This is a genomic window from Plantactinospora sp. CA-294935 (genome assembly GCF_050936445.1).
Taxonomy (GTDB): domain Bacteria; phylum Actinomycetota; class Actinomycetes; order Mycobacteriales; family Micromonosporaceae; genus Plantactinospora.
Map to the genome: position 1 here is coordinate 8,772,613 of NZ_JBNJMU010000001.1, position 21,187 is coordinate 8,793,799.

16 protein-coding genes and 1 riboswitch are annotated in these 21,187 nt (G+C 73.6%); of the genes, 6 read left to right on the plus strand and 10 right to left on the minus strand.

All coding sequences use genetic code 11. The annotated features are described in order from the left end of the window. Nucleotides 1-122 precede the first annotated feature (122 nt). The 3 genes from ACQEVC_RS38275 to ACQEVC_RS38285 are packed head-to-tail and all read right to left on the minus strand — an operon-like array spanning nucleotide 123 to nucleotide 3,810. Nucleotides 123-1,916 carry a precorrin-2 C(20)-methyltransferase gene (locus tag ACQEVC_RS38275; RefSeq protein ID WP_432888194.1) on the minus strand — a complete coding sequence of 598 codons (1,794 nt, stop codon included), beginning with the start codon at nucleotides 1,914-1,916 and terminating at the stop codon, nucleotides 123-125. After that, complete coding sequence (locus tag ACQEVC_RS38280) at nucleotides 1,913-2,542, minus strand: precorrin-8X methylmutase (RefSeq protein WP_432888196.1); 630 nt, start codon at nucleotides 2,540-2,542, stop codon at nucleotides 1,913-1,915. The genes ACQEVC_RS38275 and ACQEVC_RS38280 overlap by 4 nt, the downstream gene beginning before the upstream one ends. Continuing rightward, a complete protein-coding gene (locus tag ACQEVC_RS38285) occupies nucleotides 2,539-3,810 on the minus strand; it encodes a precorrin-3B synthase (protein ID WP_432888198.1) in 1,272 nt (423 codons plus the stop codon). The genes ACQEVC_RS38280 and ACQEVC_RS38285 overlap by 4 nt, the downstream gene beginning before the upstream one ends. Nucleotides 3,811-3,878: 68 nt before the next feature. Further along, a riboswitch (cobalamin riboswitch) is annotated at nucleotides 3,879-3,952 on the plus strand. A gap of 56 nt (nucleotides 3,953-4,008) precedes the next feature. On the opposite strand from ACQEVC_RS38285, the gene cobN reads away from it, so the two are divergent. Further along, nucleotides 4,009-7,698: a cobaltochelatase subunit CobN gene (gene cobN / locus ACQEVC_RS38290; RefSeq protein ID WP_432888200.1), complete on the plus strand. Its 3,690-nt coding sequence runs from the start codon at nucleotides 4,009-4,011 to the stop codon at nucleotides 7,696-7,698. 70 nt (nucleotides 7,699-7,768) lie between these two features. Here cobN and ACQEVC_RS38295 read toward each other — a convergent pair whose 3' ends face one another. Together ACQEVC_RS38295 and ACQEVC_RS38300 are read right to left on the minus strand one after the other, a co-directional pair. Further along, nucleotides 7,769-8,197 carry an STAS domain-containing protein gene (locus ACQEVC_RS38295; RefSeq protein ID WP_432888202.1) on the minus strand — a complete coding sequence of 143 codons (429 nt, stop codon included), beginning with the start codon at nucleotides 8,195-8,197 and terminating at the stop codon, nucleotides 7,769-7,771. A gap of 188 nt (nucleotides 8,198-8,385) precedes the next feature. Then, nucleotides 8,386-9,417 carry a fatty acid desaturase family protein gene (locus tag ACQEVC_RS38300; protein ID WP_432888206.1) on the minus strand — a complete coding sequence of 344 codons (1,032 nt, stop codon included), beginning with the start codon at nucleotides 9,415-9,417 and terminating at the stop codon, nucleotides 8,386-8,388. A 180-nt stretch (nucleotides 9,418-9,597) separates the two neighbouring features. On the opposite strand from ACQEVC_RS38300, the gene ACQEVC_RS38305 reads away from it, so the two are divergent. Both ACQEVC_RS38305 and ACQEVC_RS38310 read left to right on the plus strand, forming a co-directional pair. Further along, entirely contained in the window at nucleotides 9,598-10,833 is a 1,236-nt protein-coding gene (locus tag ACQEVC_RS38305) for a sensor histidine kinase (protein WP_432888208.1), read from the plus strand. Continuing rightward, nucleotides 10,785-11,420: a LuxR C-terminal-related transcriptional regulator gene (locus ACQEVC_RS38310; RefSeq protein ID WP_432888210.1), complete on the plus strand. Its 636-nt coding sequence runs from the start codon at nucleotides 10,785-10,787 to the stop codon at nucleotides 11,418-11,420. The genes ACQEVC_RS38305 and ACQEVC_RS38310 overlap by 49 nt, the downstream gene beginning before the upstream one ends. Nucleotides 11,421-11,498: 78 nt before the next feature. Here the strand turns inward: ACQEVC_RS38310 and ACQEVC_RS38315 are convergent, their stop codons facing one another. The 4 genes from ACQEVC_RS38315 to ACQEVC_RS38330 form a co-directional block, all read right to left on the minus strand. Next, nucleotides 11,499-12,332: a HEAT repeat domain-containing protein gene (locus ACQEVC_RS38315; protein WP_432888212.1), complete on the minus strand. Its 834-nt coding sequence runs from the start codon at nucleotides 12,330-12,332 to the stop codon at nucleotides 11,499-11,501. A gap of 360 nt (nucleotides 12,333-12,692) precedes the next feature. Further along, entirely contained in the window at nucleotides 12,693-14,144 is a 1,452-nt protein-coding gene (locus ACQEVC_RS38320; RefSeq protein WP_432888214.1) for a cobyrinate a,c-diamide synthase, read from the minus strand. Continuing rightward, complete coding sequence (gene cobO, locus ACQEVC_RS38325) at nucleotides 14,141-14,755, minus strand: cob(I)yrinic acid a,c-diamide adenosyltransferase (protein WP_432888216.1); 615 nt, start codon at nucleotides 14,753-14,755, stop codon at nucleotides 14,141-14,143. The genes ACQEVC_RS38320 and cobO overlap by 4 nt, the downstream gene beginning before the upstream one ends. Beyond that, nucleotides 14,755-16,962, minus strand: coding sequence for a VWA domain-containing protein (locus ACQEVC_RS38330; protein ID WP_432891933.1), 2,208 nt, complete (start codon nucleotides 16,960-16,962; stop codon nucleotides 14,755-14,757). Before ACQEVC_RS38330 ends, cobO begins: the two co-directional genes overlap by 1 nt. Nucleotides 16,963-17,423: 461 nt before the next feature. On the opposite strand from ACQEVC_RS38330, the gene cbiE reads away from it, so the two are divergent. The 3 genes from cbiE to cobF are packed head-to-tail and all read left to right on the plus strand — an operon-like array spanning nucleotide 17,424 to nucleotide 20,172. Then, nucleotides 17,424-18,656: a precorrin-6y C5,15-methyltransferase (decarboxylating) subunit CbiE gene (gene cbiE, locus ACQEVC_RS38335; protein ID WP_432888220.1), complete on the plus strand. Its 1,233-nt coding sequence runs from the start codon at nucleotides 17,424-17,426 to the stop codon at nucleotides 18,654-18,656. Continuing rightward, nucleotides 18,647-19,399 (plus strand): precorrin-4 C(11)-methyltransferase, encoded by a 753-nt coding sequence (cobM, locus tag ACQEVC_RS38340; protein WP_432888223.1) that lies wholly within the window; start codon nucleotides 18,647-18,649, stop codon nucleotides 19,397-19,399. Before cbiE ends, cobM begins: the two co-directional genes overlap by 10 nt. 11 nt (nucleotides 19,400-19,410) lie before the next feature. After that, a complete protein-coding gene (gene cobF / locus ACQEVC_RS38345; protein WP_432888225.1) occupies nucleotides 19,411-20,172 on the plus strand; it encodes a precorrin-6A synthase (deacetylating) in 762 nt (253 codons plus the stop codon). Between the two features lie 198 nt (nucleotides 20,173-20,370). On the opposite strand, the gene ACQEVC_RS38350 is transcribed toward cobF, so the two are convergent. After that, nucleotides 20,371-21,144 (minus strand): aminoglycoside phosphotransferase family protein, encoded by a 774-nt coding sequence (locus ACQEVC_RS38350; RefSeq protein WP_432888227.1) that lies wholly within the window; start codon nucleotides 21,142-21,144, stop codon nucleotides 20,371-20,373. Nucleotides 21,145-21,187 lie beyond the last annotated feature (43 nt).

The window sequence follows — 21,187 nt, forward strand, 5'->3', positions numbered from 1 at the left end:
CCCTGTCTCAGCACCGCCCGCCTCGGGCGGTCCACTGAATGTTCGGACAGCGCGGCTTCACGCCGGCTTCAGCTCGGCGGCCGGGCCGAACCGGCGTGCTCCTGGGCGGTCCGCCGACGGCGTCAGCCGGGATAGGTCCGGGGCGTCCAGACCACGGTCGAACCGTCCGCCCGCCGGTCGGTCCGGGTGGTGGACGAGCCGACGATCAGCAGGCAGCGCATGTCCACATCCGACGGATCGAGTTCGGAGAGCGGGACCACGGTGATCCGCTCCCCCGGCCGGCCCACGTCCCGGGCGATCACCACCGGCGTGTCCGCGCTCCGGTACCGGAGCAGCACCTTCTGGGCCGCCTCGACCTGCCACCGGCGGCTGGCCGAAGCCGGGTTGTAGAGCGCCAGCACCAGGTCGGCAGCGGCCGCGCCGGCCAACCGCTGCTCGATCACGGCCCAGGGCTTCAACCGGTCCGAGAGCGAGAGCACCGCGAAGTCGTGGCCGAGCGGGGCACCGATCCGGCTCGCCGCCGCCTGCGCCGCGGTCAGCCCGGGCAGCACCCGTACCGGCACGGCGCCGAACCGCCCGTCGGTGGTGGCGACCTCCAGCACCGCCGTGGCCATCGCGAAGACCCCCGGGTCGCCGGAGGAGACCACCGCCACCCGGGCGCCGGCCAGGGCGAGTTCCAGGGCGTGCCGGGCCCGGTCGATCTCGACCTGGTTGCCGGAGGTGTGTCGGTGCTGGCCGGGACGGTGCGGCACCCGGTCGACGTACGGGCCGTAGCCGACCAGGTGTTCCGCCTCGCGCAGCGCCTGGCTGGTCTCCGGGGTGAGCCAGCCGCTGCCGGCGGGGCCGAGGCCGACCACCGTCACCCCACCGGCCGTCACCCCGCCAGCCGCCGCCCCGCCAGCCGCCGCCCCGCCAGCCGCCGCCCCGCCGGTCGCCGCCGTCGGGGCGGTCGACGCCGCCACGCCGGCTGCCGCGCCGACGCCGGCCGCGACCGCGTCCCCGGTGGGACTGGTCAGCACGGCGAGGGAGAAGTACGGCACCCCGTCCGGGTCGACCTCGGCCAGCGGCAGTTCCCGGCCGTTGGCGGTGGTGGCCCGTTCGACGTACCAGGCGTCGGCCAGCCGTCCGGCATCGGCAAACGCCGCCCGTACCTGCGGAAACGTCCGCCCCAGCTTGAGTACCGCGGCAGCGTCCGTGTCGGCCAGCCGGCGGGTCAACTCGTCGGCCGGCAGCGTACCGGGCAGCACGGTGAGCACCTCGTCCCGCTCGACCAGCGGCCTGCCCAGTACGGCGGTGGCGGCGCTGATCGAGGTCACCCCGGGTACGACCTCGGCGCGAAACCGGTGCGCCAGCCGCTCGTGCAGGTACATGTAGGAGCCGTAGAACATCGGGTCGCCCGCGCAGATCACCACCACGTCCCGACCGGCCGACAGGTGCGCTGCCAGCCGCTCGGCGCTGGCGTCGTAGAACTCGGTGATCGCCGCCTCGTAGCCGCCCGGATGGTCGGTGGTCTCGGTGGTGACCGGATAGACCAGCGGCTCGGTCAGTTGGCCGTCCCGGAAGTAGGGCTCGGCGATGGACCGGGCGATGCTGCGGCCGTGCCGGGCCGAGTAGTAGGCGACCACGTCGGCGGCACCGATCAGCCGGGCCGCCTTCACCGTCACCAGTTCGGGATCGCCCGGCCCGACGCCGACGCCACGCAGCGTGCCCGGCCGCCGGCCACCGTCCACTGCCGATCCACCGCCGGCCTTGCCGACCGCAGCGGATCCACCGCCACCGACCGCAGCGGATCCACCGTCACCGACCTCGCCAGCCGCAGCCGACCCACCCCCGCCGACCTCGCCGGCCGCCCGCTCGCCGCCGACGCCGACCCGCGCCGGCCCCGCCGATCCACCGCCAGGCTCGGTCGCGCTCATTCGACCTCGCTCGCGATCGCGTTGACGGCGGCGGCGGTGATGGCACTGCCGCCGCGCCGACCGTGCACCACCAGGTACGGAATGCCGGCGTCGTGCCCGGCCAGCGCCTGCTTCGACTCGGCCGCCCCGATGAACCCCACCGGTACGCCGACGATCGCCGCCGGTCGGGCGGCCCCCTCGTCGAGCATCTCCAGCAGCCGGAACAGCGCGGTGGGGGCGTTGCCGATCGCCACCACAGCGCCGTCGAGCCGGTCCCGCCACAGTTCGAGGGCGGCCGCGCTGCGGGTGGTGCCGAGCCGGCGGGCCAGTCCGGGCACCTCGGGGTCGCGCAGTGTGCAGAGCACCTCGTTGTCGCGGGGCAGCCGGGCCCGGGTGATGCCGGCGGCGACCATCACCGCGTCGCAGAGAATCGGCGCACCGGCCCGCAGCGCGGCCCGACCGGCGCGGACCAGGTCGGGTGCGACCTCGACGTCGTCGACCAGGTCGACGCTGCCGCTGGCGTGGATCATCCGGACCACCATCGGCGCGATCTCCGGCGGCAGCGCGGAGAGGTCGGCCTCGGCCCGGATGGTCGCGAACGACCGACGGTAGATTTCCGCGCCGTCGCGGATGTACTCGTAGCTCACTTCTGCCTTTCTGCCCGTACGGCCAGGGCGGCCGCCGGGGTGCCCGGTCGGCTGGTACCGCCGGCCTCGATCCGGTATCCGGTGCCGGTGGCGACCGCCAGTACGACCGGACCGGCGGGTCGGCCGCAGCGGCGCTCGCAGCCGACCACGTGCACCGGAAGCGCCGCCCCGCCCGTCGGACCGGCGTCGGCCAGCGCCTCGGTGACATCCCCCCGCACGTCGGCGAGGGCACTGGCGCAGCCGGGCCGGCCGGTGCAGGCCGTCACGCCGAGCCAGGGCGAGGCCGGGTCGACCAGCAGCCCGGCCGTGGCCAGCCGGCCGACGATATCGGGTCCACCGGTGTCGAGCACCAGGCTGCGCCACGGGGTGATGATGATCTCGTCCCTGCCGGCGAGGTCGGCCAGCAGGTGCGCCTGGTCGGCGGTCAACCGGCCGAGCCGGACCCCGGCCACCAGCACACCGTCCGGACGGGCGCCCACCACTGGTGCCGGCGCGGCACCGGACGTCCCGGGCGGGGCCGCACCCGCAGAGGCCAGCGCGGCAGAAGTGCCACCGGACGTCCCGGGCGGGGCCGTGACCGGGGAGGTGGGACGGCCGAGCGCGGCGGTCACCCGGGCCGGCCCATCCGGCAGGTCCGCCAGCCGCCACAGGTCCCGGCGCTCACCCCGGACCCGCAGGAACGCGCGGGCGGCGGCGATCAGCAACTCGACGACGTCGTCCGGACCGGCCCGCAGCCCGGTGTCGGTGCCGGCCAGCCAGAGGGTCTGCGAGCCGCCGATCCAGCACAGGTCGGCGCCGAGGGCGGCGACGTCGTGCCGGCCGTCGTCGAGGGCGAACAGGAACCGGCCGCTGAGCGACGCCAGGTCGGCGGCGCCGCGCAGCGCCGCGTCCAGGTCCCGCACCAGCGGGCGTACGTCGAGCCGCCCGGCCCGGTCCCGCCCGCTCAGCGGTGAGGCCAGCAGGTTGCGTACCCGCTCGTGGGTGGCGGTGGGCAGCAGCCCGACCTCGGCGACCCGATCGGCGACCCGGCGCACCGCGGCGTCGTCGGCGAGGCGGCGGAGTTGGAGGTTGCCCCGGGAGGTCAGTTCCAGCGCGCCGTCGGACTCGTCCCGGGCGAGGTCGGCGAGGACGCGCAGTTGGGCGGGGCGCAGTTGACCGCCGGGCAACCGCACCCGCACCAGCAGCCCGTCGGCGGCCTGGTGGGCCCGCAGCGCACCGGGGCAGCGGTCCTCCGGCGGCCGGGGGGACGGGGTGGCGAGGGCGGACACGGGCTCATCGTAGAGTCGTGGTCCTCGGCGCCGGCCGGCGGCGAGAAATGCATCACGCGGTGGACCCGGAGGAACCCGGTGCGAGTCCGGGGCGGTCCCGCCACTGTCACCGACCTGCGTACGGGTCGGGAGCCAGACACTCCGGACCACCGTGACACGGACCACGACCACGGGCGCGGACCCGGGGAGGAGCCACCCATGCCTTCGGCGGACGCTGCCACCATCCTGCTCTTGTCCACTTCGGACACCGATCTGCTCTCCGCCCGGGCCAGCGGCGCGGCGTACCGGCTGGCGAACCCGGCCCGGATCGACCTCGCCGAGCTGACCGACCTGGTCGACGGCGTCGACCTGGTGGTGGTGCGGATTCTCGGCGGCGCCCGGAGCTGGGCCGACGGGCTGGCCACACTGCGCGGCGGCACCCGGCCGGTGGTGGCCCTCGGCGGCGAGCAGACCCCGGACGCCGACCTGATGGCCCGGTCCACGGTGCCGGCCGGCACCGCCGCGCAGGCGCACGCCTACCTGGCCCAGGGCGGGCCGGAGAACCTGCGCGAACTGCACGCCTTCCTCTCCGACACGGTGCTGCTGACCGGGCACGGCTTCGCCCCGCCGGTCGCGCAGCCGAACTGGGGCGTCCGGTCCCGCCCGGCCCGCGAGGCGACCGGGCCGGTGGTCGGCATCCTCTACTACCGGGCGCACCAGCTCAGCGGGAACACCGGCTTCGTCGACGCGCTGGCCGAGGCGGTCGAGAAGGCGGGCGGCCGGGCGCTGCCGGTCTTCTGCGCCAGCCTGCGTACCCCGGAACCGGAGCTGCTGGCGACGCTCGGTGCGGCCGACGCGCTGCTGGTCACGGTGCTGGCGGCCGGTGGCACCCGCCCGGCGGACGCCGCCGCCGGCGGCACCGAAGAGGCCTGGGACGTCGGCGCGCTGGCCGCGCTGGACGTGCCGATCCTCCAGGCGCTCTGCCTCACCTCCACCCGGGCATCCTGGTCGGACAGTAACGACGGCCTCTCCCCGCTGGACGCGGCGACCCAGGTCGCGGTGCCGGAGTTCGACGGTCGGTTGATCACCGTGCCGTTCTCGTTCAAGGAGACCGACACCGACGGGCTGCCGCGCTACGTGGCGGACCCGGAGCGGGCCGCCCGGGTCGCCGGCACCGCCGTCCGGCTGGGCCGACTCCGGCACACCCCGGCGGAACGGCGCCGGATCGCCCTGGTGCTGTCGGCCTATCCGACCAAGCACGCCCGGGTCGGCAACGCGGTCGGGCTGGACACCCCGGCCAGCGCGGTACGCCTGCTCCGGACGATGCGGGACCTCGGCTACGACGTCGGCCCGGTCGACGGTCCGGACGCGCTACCCGGACTCGTCCCGGCGACCGCCGGCGAGACCGGATCCGACGCCGGCTCCCCCGACACCGGGCTACCCGACGGCGACCGGCTGATCCACGCGTTGATCGCGGCCGGCGGCCAGGACCAGGAGTTCCTGACCGAGGAGCAGCTCGCCGCCAACCCGGTACGGATCCCGCTGGCCCGCTACCGTCGCTGGTTCGAGGCGCTCCCGGCGGAGTTGCGCGAGGCGATGGTCGCACACTGGGGGCCGCCGCCCGGGCAGCTCTACGTCGACATCTCCCGGGACCCGGACGGCGAGATCGTGCTCGCCTGCCTGCGGGCCGGCAACGTGGTGCTGATGATCCAGCCGCCGCGCGGCTTCGGCGAGAACCCGGTCGCCATCTACCACGACCCCGACCTGCCGCCGACGCACCACTACCTGGCCGCGTACCGGTGGCTGGACGAGGAGTTCGGCGCGGACGCGGTGGTGCACCTGGGCAAGCACGGCTCGCTGGAGTGGCTGCCCGGCAAGACCGTCGGGCTCTCCGCCTCCTGCGGCCCGGACGCGGTACTCGGCTCACTGCCGCTGGTCTATCCGTTCCTGGTCAACGATCCCGGCGAGGGAGCGCAGGCCAAGCGGCGGGCGCATGCGGTGATCGTCGACCACCTGGTGCCACCGATGGCCCGGGCCGAGAGCTACGGCGACATCGCCCGGCTGGAGCAGCTCCTCGACGAGTACGCCAACATCGCCGCGATGGACCCGGCCAAGCTGCCGGCGATCCGGGGACAGATCTGGACGCTGATCCAGGCCGCCCGGCTCGACCACGACCTGGGTCTGGAGCAGCGCCCGCACGACGCCGAGTTCGACGAGTTCCTGCTGCACGTGGACGGCTGGCTCTGCGAGGTGAAGGACGCGCAGATCCGGGACGGCCTGCACGTGCTCGGCGAGCCGCCGACCGGCGAGGCCCGGGTCAACCTGGTGCTGGCGATCCTGCGCGCCCGGCAGGTCTGGGGCGGGCAGGCCGGCGCCGTGGCCGGGCTCCGGGCCGCGCTCGGCCTGACCGAGGGCAGCGACCAGCAGGGCACCGCCGAGGTCGACCGGGTCGAGGCGGTGGCCCGGGCGATGGTCGAGGCGATGGAGGCGCGGAACTGGGCGGTCGACGCGGTACCGGCCGTGCTGCACGACGTGCTGGGCGACGACGATCCGCGCGCCTCGGCGGTACGCCCGGTGCTGGAGTTCGCCGCCACCGAGGTGGTACCCCGGCTGGCCCGGACCACCGACGAACTGACCCACCTGCTGCACGCCCTCGACGGCGGGTACGTGCCGGCCGGGCCGAGCGGGTCTCCGCTGCGCGGACTGGTCAACGTGCTGCCGACCGGCCGGAACTTCTACACCGTGGACCCGAAGGCAATCCCGAGCCGGTTGGCGTACGCCACCGGGCAGGCGATGGCGACGTCACTGGTCGAGCGGTACCGGCGGGACACCGGCGAGTGGCCGCGCTCGGTCGGGCTCTCCGCCTGGGGTACCTCGGCGATGCGGACCGCCGGGGACGACGTGGCCGAGGTACTGGCCCTGATCGGCGTGACACCGACCTGGGACGAGGCGTCCCGCCGGGTCAACGGCTTCGAGGTGGTGCCGTTGGCCGAGCTGGGCCGGCCGCGCATCGACGTGACCGTGCGGATCAGCGGCTTCTTCCGGGACGCGTTCCCGCACGTGGTGCTGCTGCTCGACGACGCGATCCGGGCGGTGGCCGGGCTCGACGAGCCGGACGAGCAGAACTTCCTACGCGCACACGTCCGGGCCGACGCCGCCCGGCACGGAGACGAGCGGCGCGCGACGAGCCGGATCTTCGGCTCCAAGCCGGGCGCGTACGGCGCCGGACTGCTGCCGCTGATCGACAGCGGAAACTGGCGGGACGACGCCGACCTGGCCGAGGTCTACACGGTCTGGGGCGGCTTCGCCTACGGGCGCGGGCTGGACGGGCGGCCGGCCCGGGAGGAGATGGAGGACGCGTACCGGCGGATCGCGGTGGCGGCGAAGAACACCGACACCCGGGAACACGACATCGCCGACTCCGACGACTACTTCCAGTACCACGGCGGGATGATCGCCACGGTGCGGGCTCTGACCGGGCAGGCGCCCCGGGCGTACATCGGGGACAGCACCACCCCGGACGCGGTGCGGACCCGGTCGCTGACCGAGGAGACCGCGCGGGTGTTCCGGGCCCGGGTGGTGAATCCGCGCTGGCTGGCGGCGATGCGCCGGCACGGCTACAAGGGCGCGTTCGAGCTGGCCGCCACCGTCGACTACCTCTTCGGCTACGACGCCACGGCCGGGGTCGTCGCCGACTGGATGTACGAGGACCTGGCCCAGACGTACGCCCTCGACGCCGAGAACCAGGAGTTCCTGCGCCGGTCCAACCCGTGGGCGCTGCGGAACATCATCGAACGGCTCTCCGAGGCGGCCGACCGGGGACTGTGGGCGAAACCGGACCCGGCGACGATGGCGGCGCTGCGGGAGACGTACCTCCGCGTGGAGGGCGACCTGGAGGGCTCCGGTTGAGTCTTTGACCGTTCTGCACCTTGCGCTGCGCTGGCGGGACGGGATCGGATGCCCAGGTAGTGGGTTGAGGTCAGGCGGCAGCCACCACGCTGGGTGGCTCCGCCGCGATCGCAGCGGCGGACCTCGTCCCGGACGGATATTTCGATCTTGGGCGAATGCGCCGCGGCTGATCGGTGGAGGCGGTGAGGATTCCGAGCAACCCGCTCGCCTCCAGGACGCGGCGGACGAAGGGCTGCGGATCGGTGACTCGCAGCTCGCATCCGGCCTCGCCAGCGGCGTTGCGCACGCCGACGAGCGCGCCGATGCCGGCGCAGTCCAGGAACGCGACCCCGGCGAGGTCCACGATGAGGACTGCGGGAGTCTGATCCCGCAACAGGGTGAGCAGCTTGTCGCGGAGCACCGGCGCGGTTGCCAGGTCGATCTCTCCGGCCACGCCGAGCCGGACTGTCGCTGGTTGCGGATAACTTGTGTCGATGGGTAGCTGCGCGAGCGCGGTCACGGGCAGAAGGTTGGGAGCCATCGTGCTCCTCCAGCTCAACTCAGACAGGAATCGCGTGAAGGACGGGCGAGGACTGGACCGTAGGCCGGGAAGCAACGACCCTGTCGAACACAGGGACCGTTGCAGGCTCGACAAGCTGCGCGCGTCCGTGCGGCGCGGCTACCCCGAAGGCTACACGCAATCCTGACTCAGCGTGCCGCGTGTTCGGCGCGGGCCGGTGCGCCCACCTCGTGCAGGTATTGCAGGGCTTGCCGGTAGGAGGTGATGAGGCTGGTCTGTTCGTAGGCGACGCCGATCTCGGCGCAGTACGCCTGCACGATCGGCTGGGCCTTGCGCAGGTTGGGGGTCGGCATGCCAGGGAAGAGGTGGTGCTCGATCTGGTAGTTCAGGCCGCCCAGCGCCGTGTCGGTCAGCCAGCCGCCGCGGACGTTACGGGAGGTCAGCACCTGCTTACGCAGGTAGTCCTCGTCACCGGTCGGGTGCGGCATGCCCTTGTGGTTGGGTGCGAACGTCATGCCGAGGTAGACGCCGAACAGCGCTTGGTGTACCAGCAGGAAGGCGAGGGCCTGCAGCGGCGAGAGAACGATCAGCAGTGCCGAGAGGTAGCCGACGGCGTGCAGGATCAGCAGCGTGGCTTCCAGGCCGGGGCGCTTCACGGTGCCGTTGCGCAACGCCTTGACGCTGGACACCTTCAGGTCGGCGGCGAGCAGGGTGAGGAGCGGGAAGAACAGCGCAGCCTGATGCCGGGTGATGAAGCCCTTCAGCCCGCGCCGGCCGAGGGCCGACTTCGTGGCCCAGATGAGCACCTCGGGCGCGACGTCCGGGTCGAGGTCGTCATGGTTCGGATTGTTGTGGTGACGGGTGTGCTTATCCATCCACCAGCCGTAGCTCATCCCGACCCCGAGGTTTCCGGCCAGCCGTCCGGCGAATTCCCCGGGGCGTTTGGTACGGAACACCTGGCGATGTGCCAGATCATGCGCCACGAGCGCGACCTGGGTGAACGTGACGGCGAGGAACGCGGCCGTCACCAACTGCCACCAGGAGGAGCCGATGATGAAGAACGCGGTCCAACCGCCGATGAACATGAGCGTGACGACAGTCAGTCGGACAACGTAGTAGGCGGGTCGGCGCTGCATCAGTCCTTCGCCGCTGATCCGCCGTGACAGCACGGCGAAGTCGCTGCCGGTCGTTGCCCGCGACGGCGTCATGGTGATCGTCATGTTTCTATCAAACCCGCTCGATGCCGCGTCGTCAGGAGCGCTACGTCCTCCAACGCGGAGGTGCTAGCACCACGATTGAGCCGTGAGTCCGCGGGCACAATATGACCTGTGAACGCGGCCGGGACTGGCGAAGGGTTGGGCCGGTGGGCCCGGAGCGGTGCGCGCTCCGTGCTGTCCGGCATGGCCGGGATCGGTCTGGCGTTCACCAACGTACCGCTGCTCGCCGTGTCCGTTGTCGTGTTGGCCCTGACGCCGGTGCCGTTCCTCGGTCTGGCGCTGGTGCCCTGGACGATGACGCTGGTCCGGATGCGTGCCGATCTTGAGCGCAGACGTGCCTCCCGGACCGGTGTCCTCGTGACACGCCCGTACCACCCGCCTCCGGATGGGGCCGTGGCCGGTGGCTGGCAGCGCTTCCGGTGGATCGTGACCGACCCGGCCACCTGGCGCGATCTTGCCTGGCTCATGCCCGGCGCGATCGTCGGGTTCACGCTCGGGACGATCCGGGTGGTCGTGCCGTTGTACGGGCTCGCGGGTCTGTCGCTGACGCCGTTGTGGATCTGGCTCGGCACCGGCTGGTACGGCTACGGCGCCATCTGGTCCATCGACACGTTCAGCGACGGGCTGCTCTGCCTGCCGCAAGGCGCCGTCATCCTCGCCGGCGGCCTGTGGGCCGCGCCGTGGCTGGGCCGCGTCGACGCGTACTTCGCCCGGCTCTTCCTCGCGCCGACCAGGGCTGCCGAACTCCGGCTGCGCGTCACCCAGCTGACGGTGACCCGGGCTGACACCGTGGATGCCCAGGCGGCGGAGCTGCGCCGCATCGAACGCGACCTGCACGACGGCGTCCAGGCCCGCCTCGTCTCGCTGGGCATGATGATCGGTCTGGCCGACGAATTGATCGACCGGAACCCGGTGGCGGCCCACGAACTGCTCGCCGAAGCACGTGAGTCCAGCGGAACAGCGCTCGTCGAGCTGCGGCACCTGGTCCGCGGCATTCACCCGCCGGTGCTCGCCGAACGCGGCCTCGACGGCGCGGTCCGGGCGTTGGCGCTCAGCCTGCCGATACCGATCACGGTCGACGCCGCCCTTTCTGGCCGGGCCGACACGCCCGTGGAGTCCGCGGCGTACTTCGCCGTCGCCGAGACGCTGACCAACATGATCCGGCACAGCCGCGCGCGCACCGGATCCGTGTCGTTACGGTATACCGACAGAGTACTGACGATGGTCGTCACGGACGACGGCACAGGAGGTGCAGACCCCGCCTCCGGCACCGGTCTGCGCGGCATCGAACGCCGCCTCGCCGCGTTCGATGGCACGATCACGCTGTCGAGCCCGCCCGGGGGACCCACCGTCATCACCATGGAGCTGCCGTGCGCATTGTCATCGCCGAGGACCATGCCCTCCTCCGTGACGGACTGACCCGCCTCCTGCAGGCCTTCGACTTCGACGTCGTCGCAGCGGTCGACAGCGGCCCGGCGCTGCTGCCCGCCCTGATCACACACAAGCCACAGGTGGCGGTCATCGACGTCCGCCTTCCCCCGACATTCACCGACGAAGGTCTGCAAGCCGCGATCGCGGCCCGCGCCCAGATCCCCGGCCTGTCGGTCCTCATGCTCTCCCAGCACGTCGAGCCCCTCTACGCCCGCGAACTGCTCAGCACCCCGCACGGCGGTGTCGGCTACCTGCTCAAGGATCGCGTGTCGGACGTCGGCGAGTTCGTCGCCGCCGTCCGCCGGGTCGCCGACGGCGGCACCGCCATGGATCCTGAAGTGATCTCGCAACTGCTCGCCCGCCGGGAGCCACTCGCGGTACTCACCGTCCGAGAACGCGAGGTGCTCGGCGTGATGGCCGAAGGCCGCTCCAACGCCGCGATCGCGGCCAAGCTCCGCATCACCGAGAAAGCCGTGAGCAAGCACATCAACAACATCCTCACCAAACTCGATATGCCGCCCTCCGACGACGACAACCGCCGAGTCCTCGCCGTCCTCGCATACCTCAATGCCTGAACTCAGGGAAACGGACACCGGGCACCCGGCACGACTCCGGCCCGGCAGGCGTCGCGGCAGGCTCCGGTAGGGATCTTCTCAGGAAGGTTCGTCACCGACTCGGGGGCCGTTCGCGCGGACGATCTCATCGATCGCGTCCTCGATGGATTTGCAGAAGAGTGCCTGGAGGCGTCTGCCTACGTCGTTCTCCGGCGTGGTGGCCCGGAGGCGGCTCAGGATGGCGCGCATGGGTTCCACCGCCCGCGGGTCGCCGAGCTTTCCAAGCGCTCCGGCTACGGTGTTGAGGGTGAGGTCGGCGGGGTTGGCCAGGCGCTTGAGCAGGACGTCGGTCGCTCGCGGATCACCGATGTTCCCGAGCGCGATGACGGCGGTATCGGCGGCACCGCGCGTCTGCTGGGCAAGGGACATCAGCGGCTCCACGGCACGTGGGTCGCCGATGTGGCTGAGCGCCCTGGCCGCCTGCTCGGCCAGCGCGGGATCGTCGAGCAGGCCGATCAACGGCTGCACGGCGGCGTCATGGCGCAGGTCGGCCAGAAACCAGAGGGCGCGCAGCCGGACGTCCTGGTTGCGGTGGTCCAGCGCCTTCAGCAGGCCGGCGGTGTCGCCGCGCTCGTGCAGCACCGCCAGGTCGGCCCGGTCTCCCAACCGCGCCTGCCTCCTGGCCCGGCGGTCGTAGGTACGAGCCAGGGCAAGGGCCCGGCTGCGCAGCCGGAGGGCGGTGGCGATCTCCTCGGGCGCTGCCCGGTAGTCCAGGTACGGCTGGTAGTACTCGCCGGAGATCGTGTAGGCGGTCCGGAACACCTCGCCGTACTTGGCCTCGATGGCGCGTGCCCTGGCGGCCGTCTCCTCGGCCGCCTGCTCCATCCACTGCGCCACCTCGCGCAAATGACGAGCGGTTCGGGTTGGAGTCATGTCACCCTGGTCCGCCAGGAGTGCCCGCGCAGACCGCTGGGCCGGGTGTTCAGGACGCTGGCCGAACCGGGAGACCGCCCAGACGAGGTTTCGGATCGGGCGCCGCCTCATGGACGACCACCAACCACCCGACTTCGCCACATCTACGACCGTACTCCGCGTCAGCGATGGGTCGCGTGCCACCGTCAGGCGGCCGTCACGTCGAGCCGTCCGCCGAATCGGTCAATAGCCGAGGGAAACTCCCGCTGGAATTCATCGCCAGCCTTCTGTCGCACCCCACAGGATGGCATTCGGAAAGGGCATGAAGGATAGGCGTTATCAGCCGGGGCGCCGCGCTGATCAACAATCCTTCCGAGCAGATCAGCCAGGGGTGGGTCGGGGCGTGCTCCGGGCCCACCGGGCCGCCGGCCACACCGGGACCGGCGCTCCGGCGTACCGGGCCGCCGCCGTGCCGAACCGGGCGGCCAGCGTCGGATGCCCGGCCCAGTGGACGTGCAGGTAGGAGGCGTGCAGGTTGCGGTCGACCACGCCCTCCTCGACCGTCGCGTCGAGCCCGTGCGGGCGGGACGGCCGGGGCCGGAACCGCCACGCCGGCACCCGACCGGCACCGTACTCCACCTGGGTGCGGTGGAACTCGTGCCCGGTCACCGCCGTTCCCGGGTCGGTCAGCAGGCTGGTGCCGGTCGCGACCGCCTCCCGGTAGCCGAGAGTGAGCCGGCCGGTCATCCGGGCCGAGGCGTCCAGCACCCCGGTCATCGGGTGCTCGTCGAGGTCCCGACACAGGTAGAGCAGCCCGGCGCACTCGGCGACCACCGGCATCCCGGCCCGGGCCGCCCGGGCGACCGCGTCGCGCAGTCGAGCGTTGGCGGAGAGTTCGGCCGGGTAGACCTCGGGGAAGCCGCCGCCGAGGTAGAGGCCCGCGCAGTCCGGCGGCAACGCCTCGTCGCGCAACGGATCGACGGGTACGACCCGGACGCCGGCAGCCGCGAGGAGTTCGTCGGTCTCGGCGTACCGGAAGGTGAACGCCGAACCACCGGCGACCGCGACCGTCACCGGGGCCAGCCGGGGCACCTCCTCGTCCGGTCGCCAGCACCCGGCAGGCAGCTCCGGTGCCTGACGGGCGACGGCGAGCACCGCGTCCAGGTCCACCGCCCGGGCGAGCTGCCCGGCGAGCGTGTCGACGGTACGCCGGGCCGCGGCCCCGCGTTCGGCGGCCGGCACGAGCCCGAGGTGCCGGCTCGGGGTGTCCAGGGACGCGTCCCGGCGCAGCGCCCCGAGCACCGGTACCCCGGTCCGGGCGACCGCCTGCCGCACCTCCGCCTCGTGGGAGTCCGAGCCGACCTTGTTCAGGATCACCCCGGCGATGGTCAGCTCCGGGTCGTAGGAGGCGAAACCGTGCACCAGCGCGCCGATGCTGCGGGAGGCCCCGGAGACGTCGACCACCAGCAGCACCGGGCTGCGGGTCAGCCGGGCGACGTGCGCGGTGGAGGCGAACCCCTCCCGCCCGATGGCGCCGTCGTGCAGCCCCATCACGCCTTCGAGCACCGCGACGTCGGCCGGCACCGGCACCGCCGCGCCGTGGCGTAGCAGCGGGACGATCCGCTCCTCGCCCTGCAGGTGCGGGTCGAGGTTGCGACCCGGCCGGCCGGTCGCCACCGCGTGGTAGCCGGGGTCGATGTAGTCGGGGCCGACCTTGTGGCCGCTGACCGCCAGACCCCGCTCGCGCAGTGCCGCCATCAGCCCGGTCGCCACCGTGGTCTTGCCCTGCCCGGAGGCGGGCGCCGCGATCACCACCCGGGGCAGCCGGGTCACCACTCGATCCCCCGCTGCCCCTTCTGGCCGGTGTCCATCGGGTGCTTCACCTTGGTCATCTCGACCACCAGGTCGGCGGCCTCGACCAGCCGGGCGTCGGCGTCCCGGCCGGTGATGACCACGTGCTGGTGACCGGGCCGGTTCCGCAGGGTGTCGACCACCTCGTCGACGTCCACCCAGCCCCACTTCATCGGGTACGTGAACTCGTCGAGCACGTAGAGCCGGTGCCGCTGCTCGGCGATCCGGCGCCGGATCTCGCGCCAGCCTTCCAGGGCGTCGGCGGCGTGGTCGGCCTCGGTGCCGGACCGGCGGCTCCAGCTCCAGCCGGCGCCCATCTTGTGCCACTCGACCGGGCCGCCCTCGCCGCTCTGCTCGTGCAGCCGGCCGAGCGCGAGCAGCGCGGACTCCTCGCCGACCCGCCAGCGGGCCGACTTGACGAACTGGAAGACCGCGATCGACCAGCCCTGGTGCCAGCCCCGCATGGCCAGCCCGAACGCCGCCGTGGACTTGCCCTTCATCGCGCCGGTGTGCACCATCAGCAGCGGCCGGTTGCGGCGCTGCCGGGTGGTCAGCCCGTCGGCGGGTACCGTCTCCGGCCGTCCCTGCGGCATCAGGCGGCCCTCCCCCGGCCCGCTCCGAGGCGCGGCCCCGGGCCGCCCCGGTCGGTCCCGCCGGGTGCGACGTCGGCGCCGGCACCGTTGCGGGTACGCGGATCGGTGCGGAGACGCACCGCGCCGGTCAGGGTGCCGGCGGCGACCTGCTCCAGCGGCAGGTGTTCGGCACCGAGTGCCCCGGCCAGTTCGGCGGCCAGCCCGAGCCGGATCCGTCCCGCCTCGCAGTCGACCACCACCGAGCGGACGCCGCTGCCGGCGAGCAGCCGGGCGGCGTACCGGGAGCGGGGCACCGCCTCCGGGCCGGCGGTGGCCCGGCCGTCGGTCAGCACCACCAGCAGCGGGCGGCGGCGCGGGTCCCGGATCCGCTCCACCCGCAGCACGGCACCGGCCCGCAGCAGCCCCTCGGCCAGCGGAGTACGGCCCCCGGTCGGCAGCTCGGCGAGCCGGGTGGCGGCGACGTCCACACTGGACGTCGGTGGCAGCGCGAGTTCGGCACCGCCGCCCCGGAAGGTGACCAGGCCAACCTTGTCCCGCCGCTGATAGGCGTCGAGCAGCAGCGACAGTACGGCGGTCTTCACCTCCCGCATCCGCTGCCGCGCCGCCATCGAGCCGGAGGCGTCGACACAGAACAGGATCAGGTTCCCCTCCCGACCCTGCCGGATCGGCACCCGGACGTCCTGCGGCCGCAACTCCAGCCCGGAGCCGCGCCGGCCGCGCGCCCGCTGGTGCGGTGCGGCCGCCCAGAGCGTGGCGACCAGATGCGGCCGGTTGCCCGCGTACACCCCGGACGGCGTGGTTCGGATCGTCTGCCCGACGGTGGTGACCGCCGGCGACCGGCGCCCGGCGACGCCCGCCCCGACGCCCGGTACGACCAGCAGCCGGGCCCGGTACGGCCGCTCGGCGGCCAGCGTCCGGCTCCCGCCGGTCGCCCCGGTACCCGACCCGTCCGGTTCCGCCGAGCCGTGCGACGCGGCCGGCACCCTGACCCCGTCCGGCCGCTCCGGTCCGCCGCCGTAGCCGTCCCCGTTGCCTGCACCGTCCGGCGGGGCGTCGGTTTCGGCGGCGGGACCGGTGGCCGGTGGGGTCCCCGGTGTCGGGCCGGTGTCGTCGGGCGGCGACGCACCGCCCGGGCCACCCGGGTCGGGCTCGTCCGGGCCGGGCCCCTGCGGCGGCGCACCACCGCCCGGGGGCGGCTCGGCGGGCTGGTCGAGGCCGGCCTCGGCGAGCGCCTGGTCGAGCCGCTCCTGTTCGATGCCGGGCGGGTCGAACGGGTCGCGCCGACGGCGGTGCGGGAGCGCCAGCCGGGCGGCGACCCGCACGTCCACCCCGGCGACCGTGGTACGCCCGCACCAGGCCGCATGCGCCATCGCGGTCCGCGCGGTCACCAGGTCGGCACGCATTCCGTCGACCTCGAACGAGGCACAGACCATGGCGATCCGGTGCAGGGTGTCGTCGTCGAGCCGTACCTCGGGGAGCAGTCGACGGGCCTGCGCGATCCGGGCGGCGCGCTCGGCGTCCGCCGCCGCGTACCGGCCGGCGAACCCGTCCGGGTCGGCCTCGTAGCCGAGCCGCCGCCGGGTCACCTCGGCACGCACCGCCGGATCGCGGCTGGCCGCCACCTCGACGGTCAGGCCGAACCGGTCCAGCAGTTGCGGGCGGAGTTCGCCCTCCTCCGGGTTCATCGTGCCGACCAGGACGAACCGGGCGGCGTGCGCGATCGAGACGCCCTCCCGTTCGACGGTGGCCCGACCCATCGCCGCCGCGTCCAGCAGCACGTCGACCAGGTGGTCGTGCAGCAGGTTGACCTCGTCGACGTAGAGCAGTCCACGGTGTGCCGAGGCGAGCAACCCCGGCTCGTACGCGGTGACGCCGTCGCGCAGTGCCCGCTCCAGGTGCAGGGCACCGAGTACCCGGTCCTCGGTCGCGCCGACTGGCAGCTCGACGAGCCGGGCCGGCCGGGTCGCCGACGGCCCGTCCGGATCGTACGGCCCGTCCGGATCGTGCGGCCCGTCCGGGCAGTCCGGGTCGGGTGCGGCCGGGTCGCAGGAGAAGCGGCAGCCGGTAACGACGGTCACCGGTGGCAGCAGTGCGGTCAGCGCCCGGACGACGGTGGACTTCGCGGTCCCCTTCTCGCCCCGGATCAGCACTCCGCCGATGGCCGGCGAGACGGCGCTGAGGGTGAGCGCGAGTGCCATGTCGTCCATTCCGACGACGGCGGAGAACGGGTACGACCGCACGGGGCCAACCTCCTGCCTCGCGGGTGTCCACGCCCGCGACCGGTCCGGTACCGGGCCGCCCGGAGGGCCGACCCGGGACGGGGGCGAGTGTCTGGCTCCCGGCCGTCGGCCGGTCACAGTGGCGGGACCGCCCCGGAGTCGCCGGCCCTGCTGGACCGACCCACCGGCGTTCCTCGCCGCACCGTCGCCGCCGATGATGACACAGCCGGCCCGACCGGGCATCGGCGGCGGTGCGGTGTGCAGGCAGGTCCAGGACGACGTGGCCCGCCCGAACGCGCATCGGCGGCAGCGGGGCGCCGGGCACGCCGACCGCCTCGACCCCGGATCGACCCCGGATCGTGGCCATCGGCACCGACCTGGTCGCCCTGCGATGACGCGGCTCACCCGGCGGGGCATCGGCGCCGGCGGGTCGGCTAACGTTCCGGCTCGTGACCGCGACGAGTGCCAGACCTGGGCTGACCGTGGTCGGCATCGGCGCGGACGGTTGGGCCGGGCTCGGCGAGGCCGGCCGGCGGGCGTTACGGACGGCCGAGGTCGTGCTCGGCGGCGGACGGCAGCTCGACCTGCTCCCTACGGACCTGCCGGCGCAGCGGGTGAGCTGGCCGAGCCCGCTGTTGCCGGCGCTGCCCGGCCTGCTCGACGCGTACGCCGACCGCCGGCTCGCCGTCCTGGCCAGCGGCGATCCGATGTGGTTCGGGATCGGGGCGCGGATCGTCGAACTGGTCGGCCCCGACCGGGTGCAGATACTCCCGCACCCGTCCTCGATCAGCCTGGCCTGTGCCCGACTCGGCTGGCCGGTCGAGCGGGTCACCGTGGTCAGCGCGGTCGGCCGCGACCTGGCCCGGATACGCCGGGTGCTCGCCCCCGGCCGGCGGATCCTGCTGCTCAGCGCGGACGGGTCGACACCGTCGGCCCTGGCCGGCCTGCTCACCGACGCCGGCTACGGGGCAAGCCCGCTGACCGTGCTGGCGTCACTGGGGACCGGGCACGAGCAGCGACTCGACGGGACCGCCCAGGACTGGCCGCATCCGCCGGGCGACCCGTTGAACGTCGTCGCGGTGCACGCCACGGCCGGGCCGGACGCCGTACTCCGGTCGACGATGCCGGGCCTGCCCGACGAGGCGTACGCCCACGACGGGGCGTTGACGAAACGGGAGGCGAGGGCGCTGGCGCTGGCCCGGCTCGCCCCGGCTCCCGACGAGCTGCTCTGGGACGTCGGCGCGGGCTCGGGCAGCATCGGCATCGAGTGGCTGCGGGCCGAGCCGACCTGCCGGGCGGTGGCGGTCGAGGCCAGGGCGGACCGGGCCGAGCGGATCGCCGGCAACGCGTCGGCGCTCGGCGTGCCGGAGCTGGAGGTGGTGGTCGGCCGGGCACCGGCGGTGCTGGCCGGGCTGCCGACCCCGGACGCCGTCTTCGTCGGCGGCGGGCTGGCCGCCGAGGGTGTCCTGGACGCGTGCTGGGCGGCGCTCGCCCCGGGCGGCCGGCTGGTCGCGCACGCGGTGACGATCGAGGGGGAACGCGAGTTGACCATTCGTGCCGAGCGACTCGGCGGCGACCTGACCCGGCTCGGCGTGGAGCGGGCCGCACCGCTCGGCGGCTTCACGGCGTGGAAGCCGGCCCGGGCCCTGGTGCAGTGGGCGGTGGTCAAGCCGTGCCGGTGACCTTCATCGGTGCCGGACCGGGCGCCGCCGACCTGATCACGGTACGCGGGCAGCGAGTGCTGGCCCGCGCCCAGCTCTGCCTCTACGCCGGCAGCCTGGTCCCGGCGGAGCTGCTCGAGTCGTGTGCGCCGGACACGGAACTGGTGGACACCGCCGACCTCACCCTGGACGAGATCGTGGCCCGGATGGTCGACGCGCACCGGGCCGGCCGGGAGGTGGCCCGGCTCTGCTCCGGCGACCCGTCGATCTACAGTGCGGTGGCCGAGCAGTTGCGCCGGCTCGACGAGGCAGGCGTGCCGTACGAGATCGTGCCCGGTGTGCCGGCCTTCGCGGCCGCCGCCGCGACGCTGGGCCGGGAGCTGACCGTGCCGACGGTCGGGCAGACGGTCATCCTGACCCGGGCCCGCGCCCGGTCGACGGCGATGCCGGACAGTGAGGACCTGGCGGTACTCGGCGCCAGCCGGGCAACCCTGGTGCTGCACCTGGCCGTCGGCCGAACCCCGGAGCTGGTCGAGCAGCTCGTCCCGCACTACGGCGCCGACTGCCCGGTCGCGGTGGTCGCCCGGGCCAGCCGCCCCGACGAGCTGGTGCTGCGCGGCACCCTGGCCGACATCGCCGACCAGGTCGAACAGGCCCGGGTACGCCGGACCGCCGTGATCATCGTCGGTCGGGTGCTGGCCGCCGAAGGATTCCCGGACTCATACCTCTACTCCGCCGGCCGTGACCGGTCGGCGAAACGCTAGGACGGCCGATCGTGCGGAAGATCCTCGTCATCGGCATCGGGGCGGGTGACCCCGACCAGTTGACCCTGGAGGCGGTCCGGGCGATCGCCGAGGTCGACGTCTTCTTCGTGCTGGACAAGGGTGCCGCGAAGCAGGACCTGCTCGGACTGCGCCAGGAGATCCTGCGCCGGCACCCGACAAAGCCCGGCCACCGGGTGGTGGAGCTGCGGGACCCGGACCGGGACCGGACCGCGCCGGCCTACGTGGACGCGGTGGACGAGTGGCGCCGCCGCCGGGCCGAGCTGCTGCGGGTGCTGATCCGGGACGAGGTACCGGCCGACGGCTGCGCCGCCTTCCTGGTCTGGGGCGATCCGGCACTCTACGACAGCACGCTCGGCGTCATCGAGGAGATGCTGGCCGACGGGTCGGTCGAGTTCGACTATGCGGTGATTCCGGGGGTGAGCAGCGTTTCGACGTTGGCCGCCCGGCACCGGATCGGGCTGAACCGGGTCGGCCGGCCGTTCCAGGTCACCACCGGCCGGCTGCTGGCCCAGGGCTGGCCGCCCGGAGTGGACGATCTGGTGGTGATGCTCGACGCGCACTGCACCTTCACCCGGGTCACCGAGCCGGACGTGGAAATCTACTGGGGTGCCTACCTCGGTACCCCGGACGAGATCCTGGTCGCCGGCCCGCTCGCCGAGGTCGGCCCACGGATCGTCGAGGTACGCCGGGCCGCGCGGGAGCGCAAGGGCTGGATCATGGACACGTACCTGCTGCGCCGCCGGCCGCACTGACCACGCCACGGCCTGCGCCTGGGGTCGACGGTCCCGGGACGTGGTCGCGAAGCCGCCGCCGCCGAAAGCACGATGACCGGGCAGGACGGCGGGTGGATGAAAGGGTGCACCGCCAGTCGACGGAGAGGCCGCACGAACACCATCGTTGGGGTGACCCGGTTGGTGTGTAAGGCTCGGCACGGCGGATGCCGCTTTGGGTCAGTGCGCCCAGAACTCGTTCGGCAGCGCCTCGACGTCGGCGGCGGCCGACTCGAAGTAGTCCGCGACGAACAGCAACCGGGTCGCGGCCGGATCCCCGCCGTCGGCCATCCGGCGGATGGCGGCAGCCTGGCCCCGGGCGCGGTGCACGACCACGGCGCCGAACTCCCGCCGGTCCGCGTCGTAGCCGTAGGCGTCGAGCAGGAGGTGGAGGCGGCGGGACCGGTCCTCGGAGGGATCGAAGCCCAACGGCGCAACCGCGTCCGGCGGGCAGAACGGCACCCACCAGAGCGCCGACAGCGCCATGTCGAACTCCCGCGTCGACGGACCGGCCGCACCCCAGTCGCAGAAACCGACCAGACGGCCGCCATCCACCACCGCGTTGTACGGCGCCGCATCCTGATGCCCCACCACCAGCCCCGGCCGCACCGCGTCGCCGATGAACCACCTCTCGTCCGCCGGTGGGCCGAAACCCACCGTGACGTCGTGAAGCCGTCGCAGCCATTGGCCGACCTGGACCAGGGTCGAGTCCGCGAACACCCAGTCGGGCCACGGCGTCCGGTCGCCGACGGTGTCGCCGCGCAGGTAGCTGAGCATCTCGCGACCCTGCTCGTCGAAGCCGAGCGCCTGCGGAGCGCCGTTGAAACCGGCAACCTCCAGGTAGCGCAACAAGGCGTGCACCGTTGGCGTCCAAGGCGAGGCCGGCTTGTGCACGACGTCACCGACCAGTACGGCACCGCTGGTGTAACCGCCCGGCAGCGCGACCTCGGTCATCCCCCGTGTGTACCGGAATCCGACCGGTCCCGATACCGGGTTT

Coding starts and splice junctions, on each gene's coding strand:
- ACQEVC_RS38275 (WP_432888194.1), bottom strand. CDS start 1,916: ATGAGCGCGACCGAGCCTGGCGGTGGATCGGCGGGGCCGGCGCGGGTC.
- cobN (WP_432888200.1), top strand. CDS start 4,009: ATGCCTTCGGCGGACGCTGCCACCATCCTGCTCTTGTCCACTTCGGAC.
- ACQEVC_RS38300 (WP_432888206.1), bottom strand. CDS start 9,417: ATGACGATCACCATGACGCCGTCGCGGGCAACGACCGGCAGCGACTTC.
- ACQEVC_RS38305 (WP_432888208.1), top strand. CDS start 9,598: ATGGCCGGGATCGGTCTGGCGTTCACCAACGTACCGCTGCTCGCCGTG.
- ACQEVC_RS38315 (WP_432888212.1), bottom strand. CDS start 12,332: ATGACTCCAACCCGAACCGCTCGTCATTTGCGCGAGGTGGCGCAGTGG.
- cobO (WP_432888216.1), bottom strand. CDS start 14,755: ATGCCGCAGGGACGGCCGGAGACGGTACCCGCCGACGGGCTGACCACC.
- ACQEVC_RS38330 (WP_432891933.1), bottom strand. CDS start 16,962: ATGGACGACATGGCACTCGCGCTCACCCTCAGCGCCGTCTCGCCGGCC.
- ACQEVC_RS38350 (WP_432888227.1), bottom strand. CDS start 21,144: ATGACCGAGGTCGCGCTGCCGGGCGGTTACACCAGCGGTGCCGTACTG.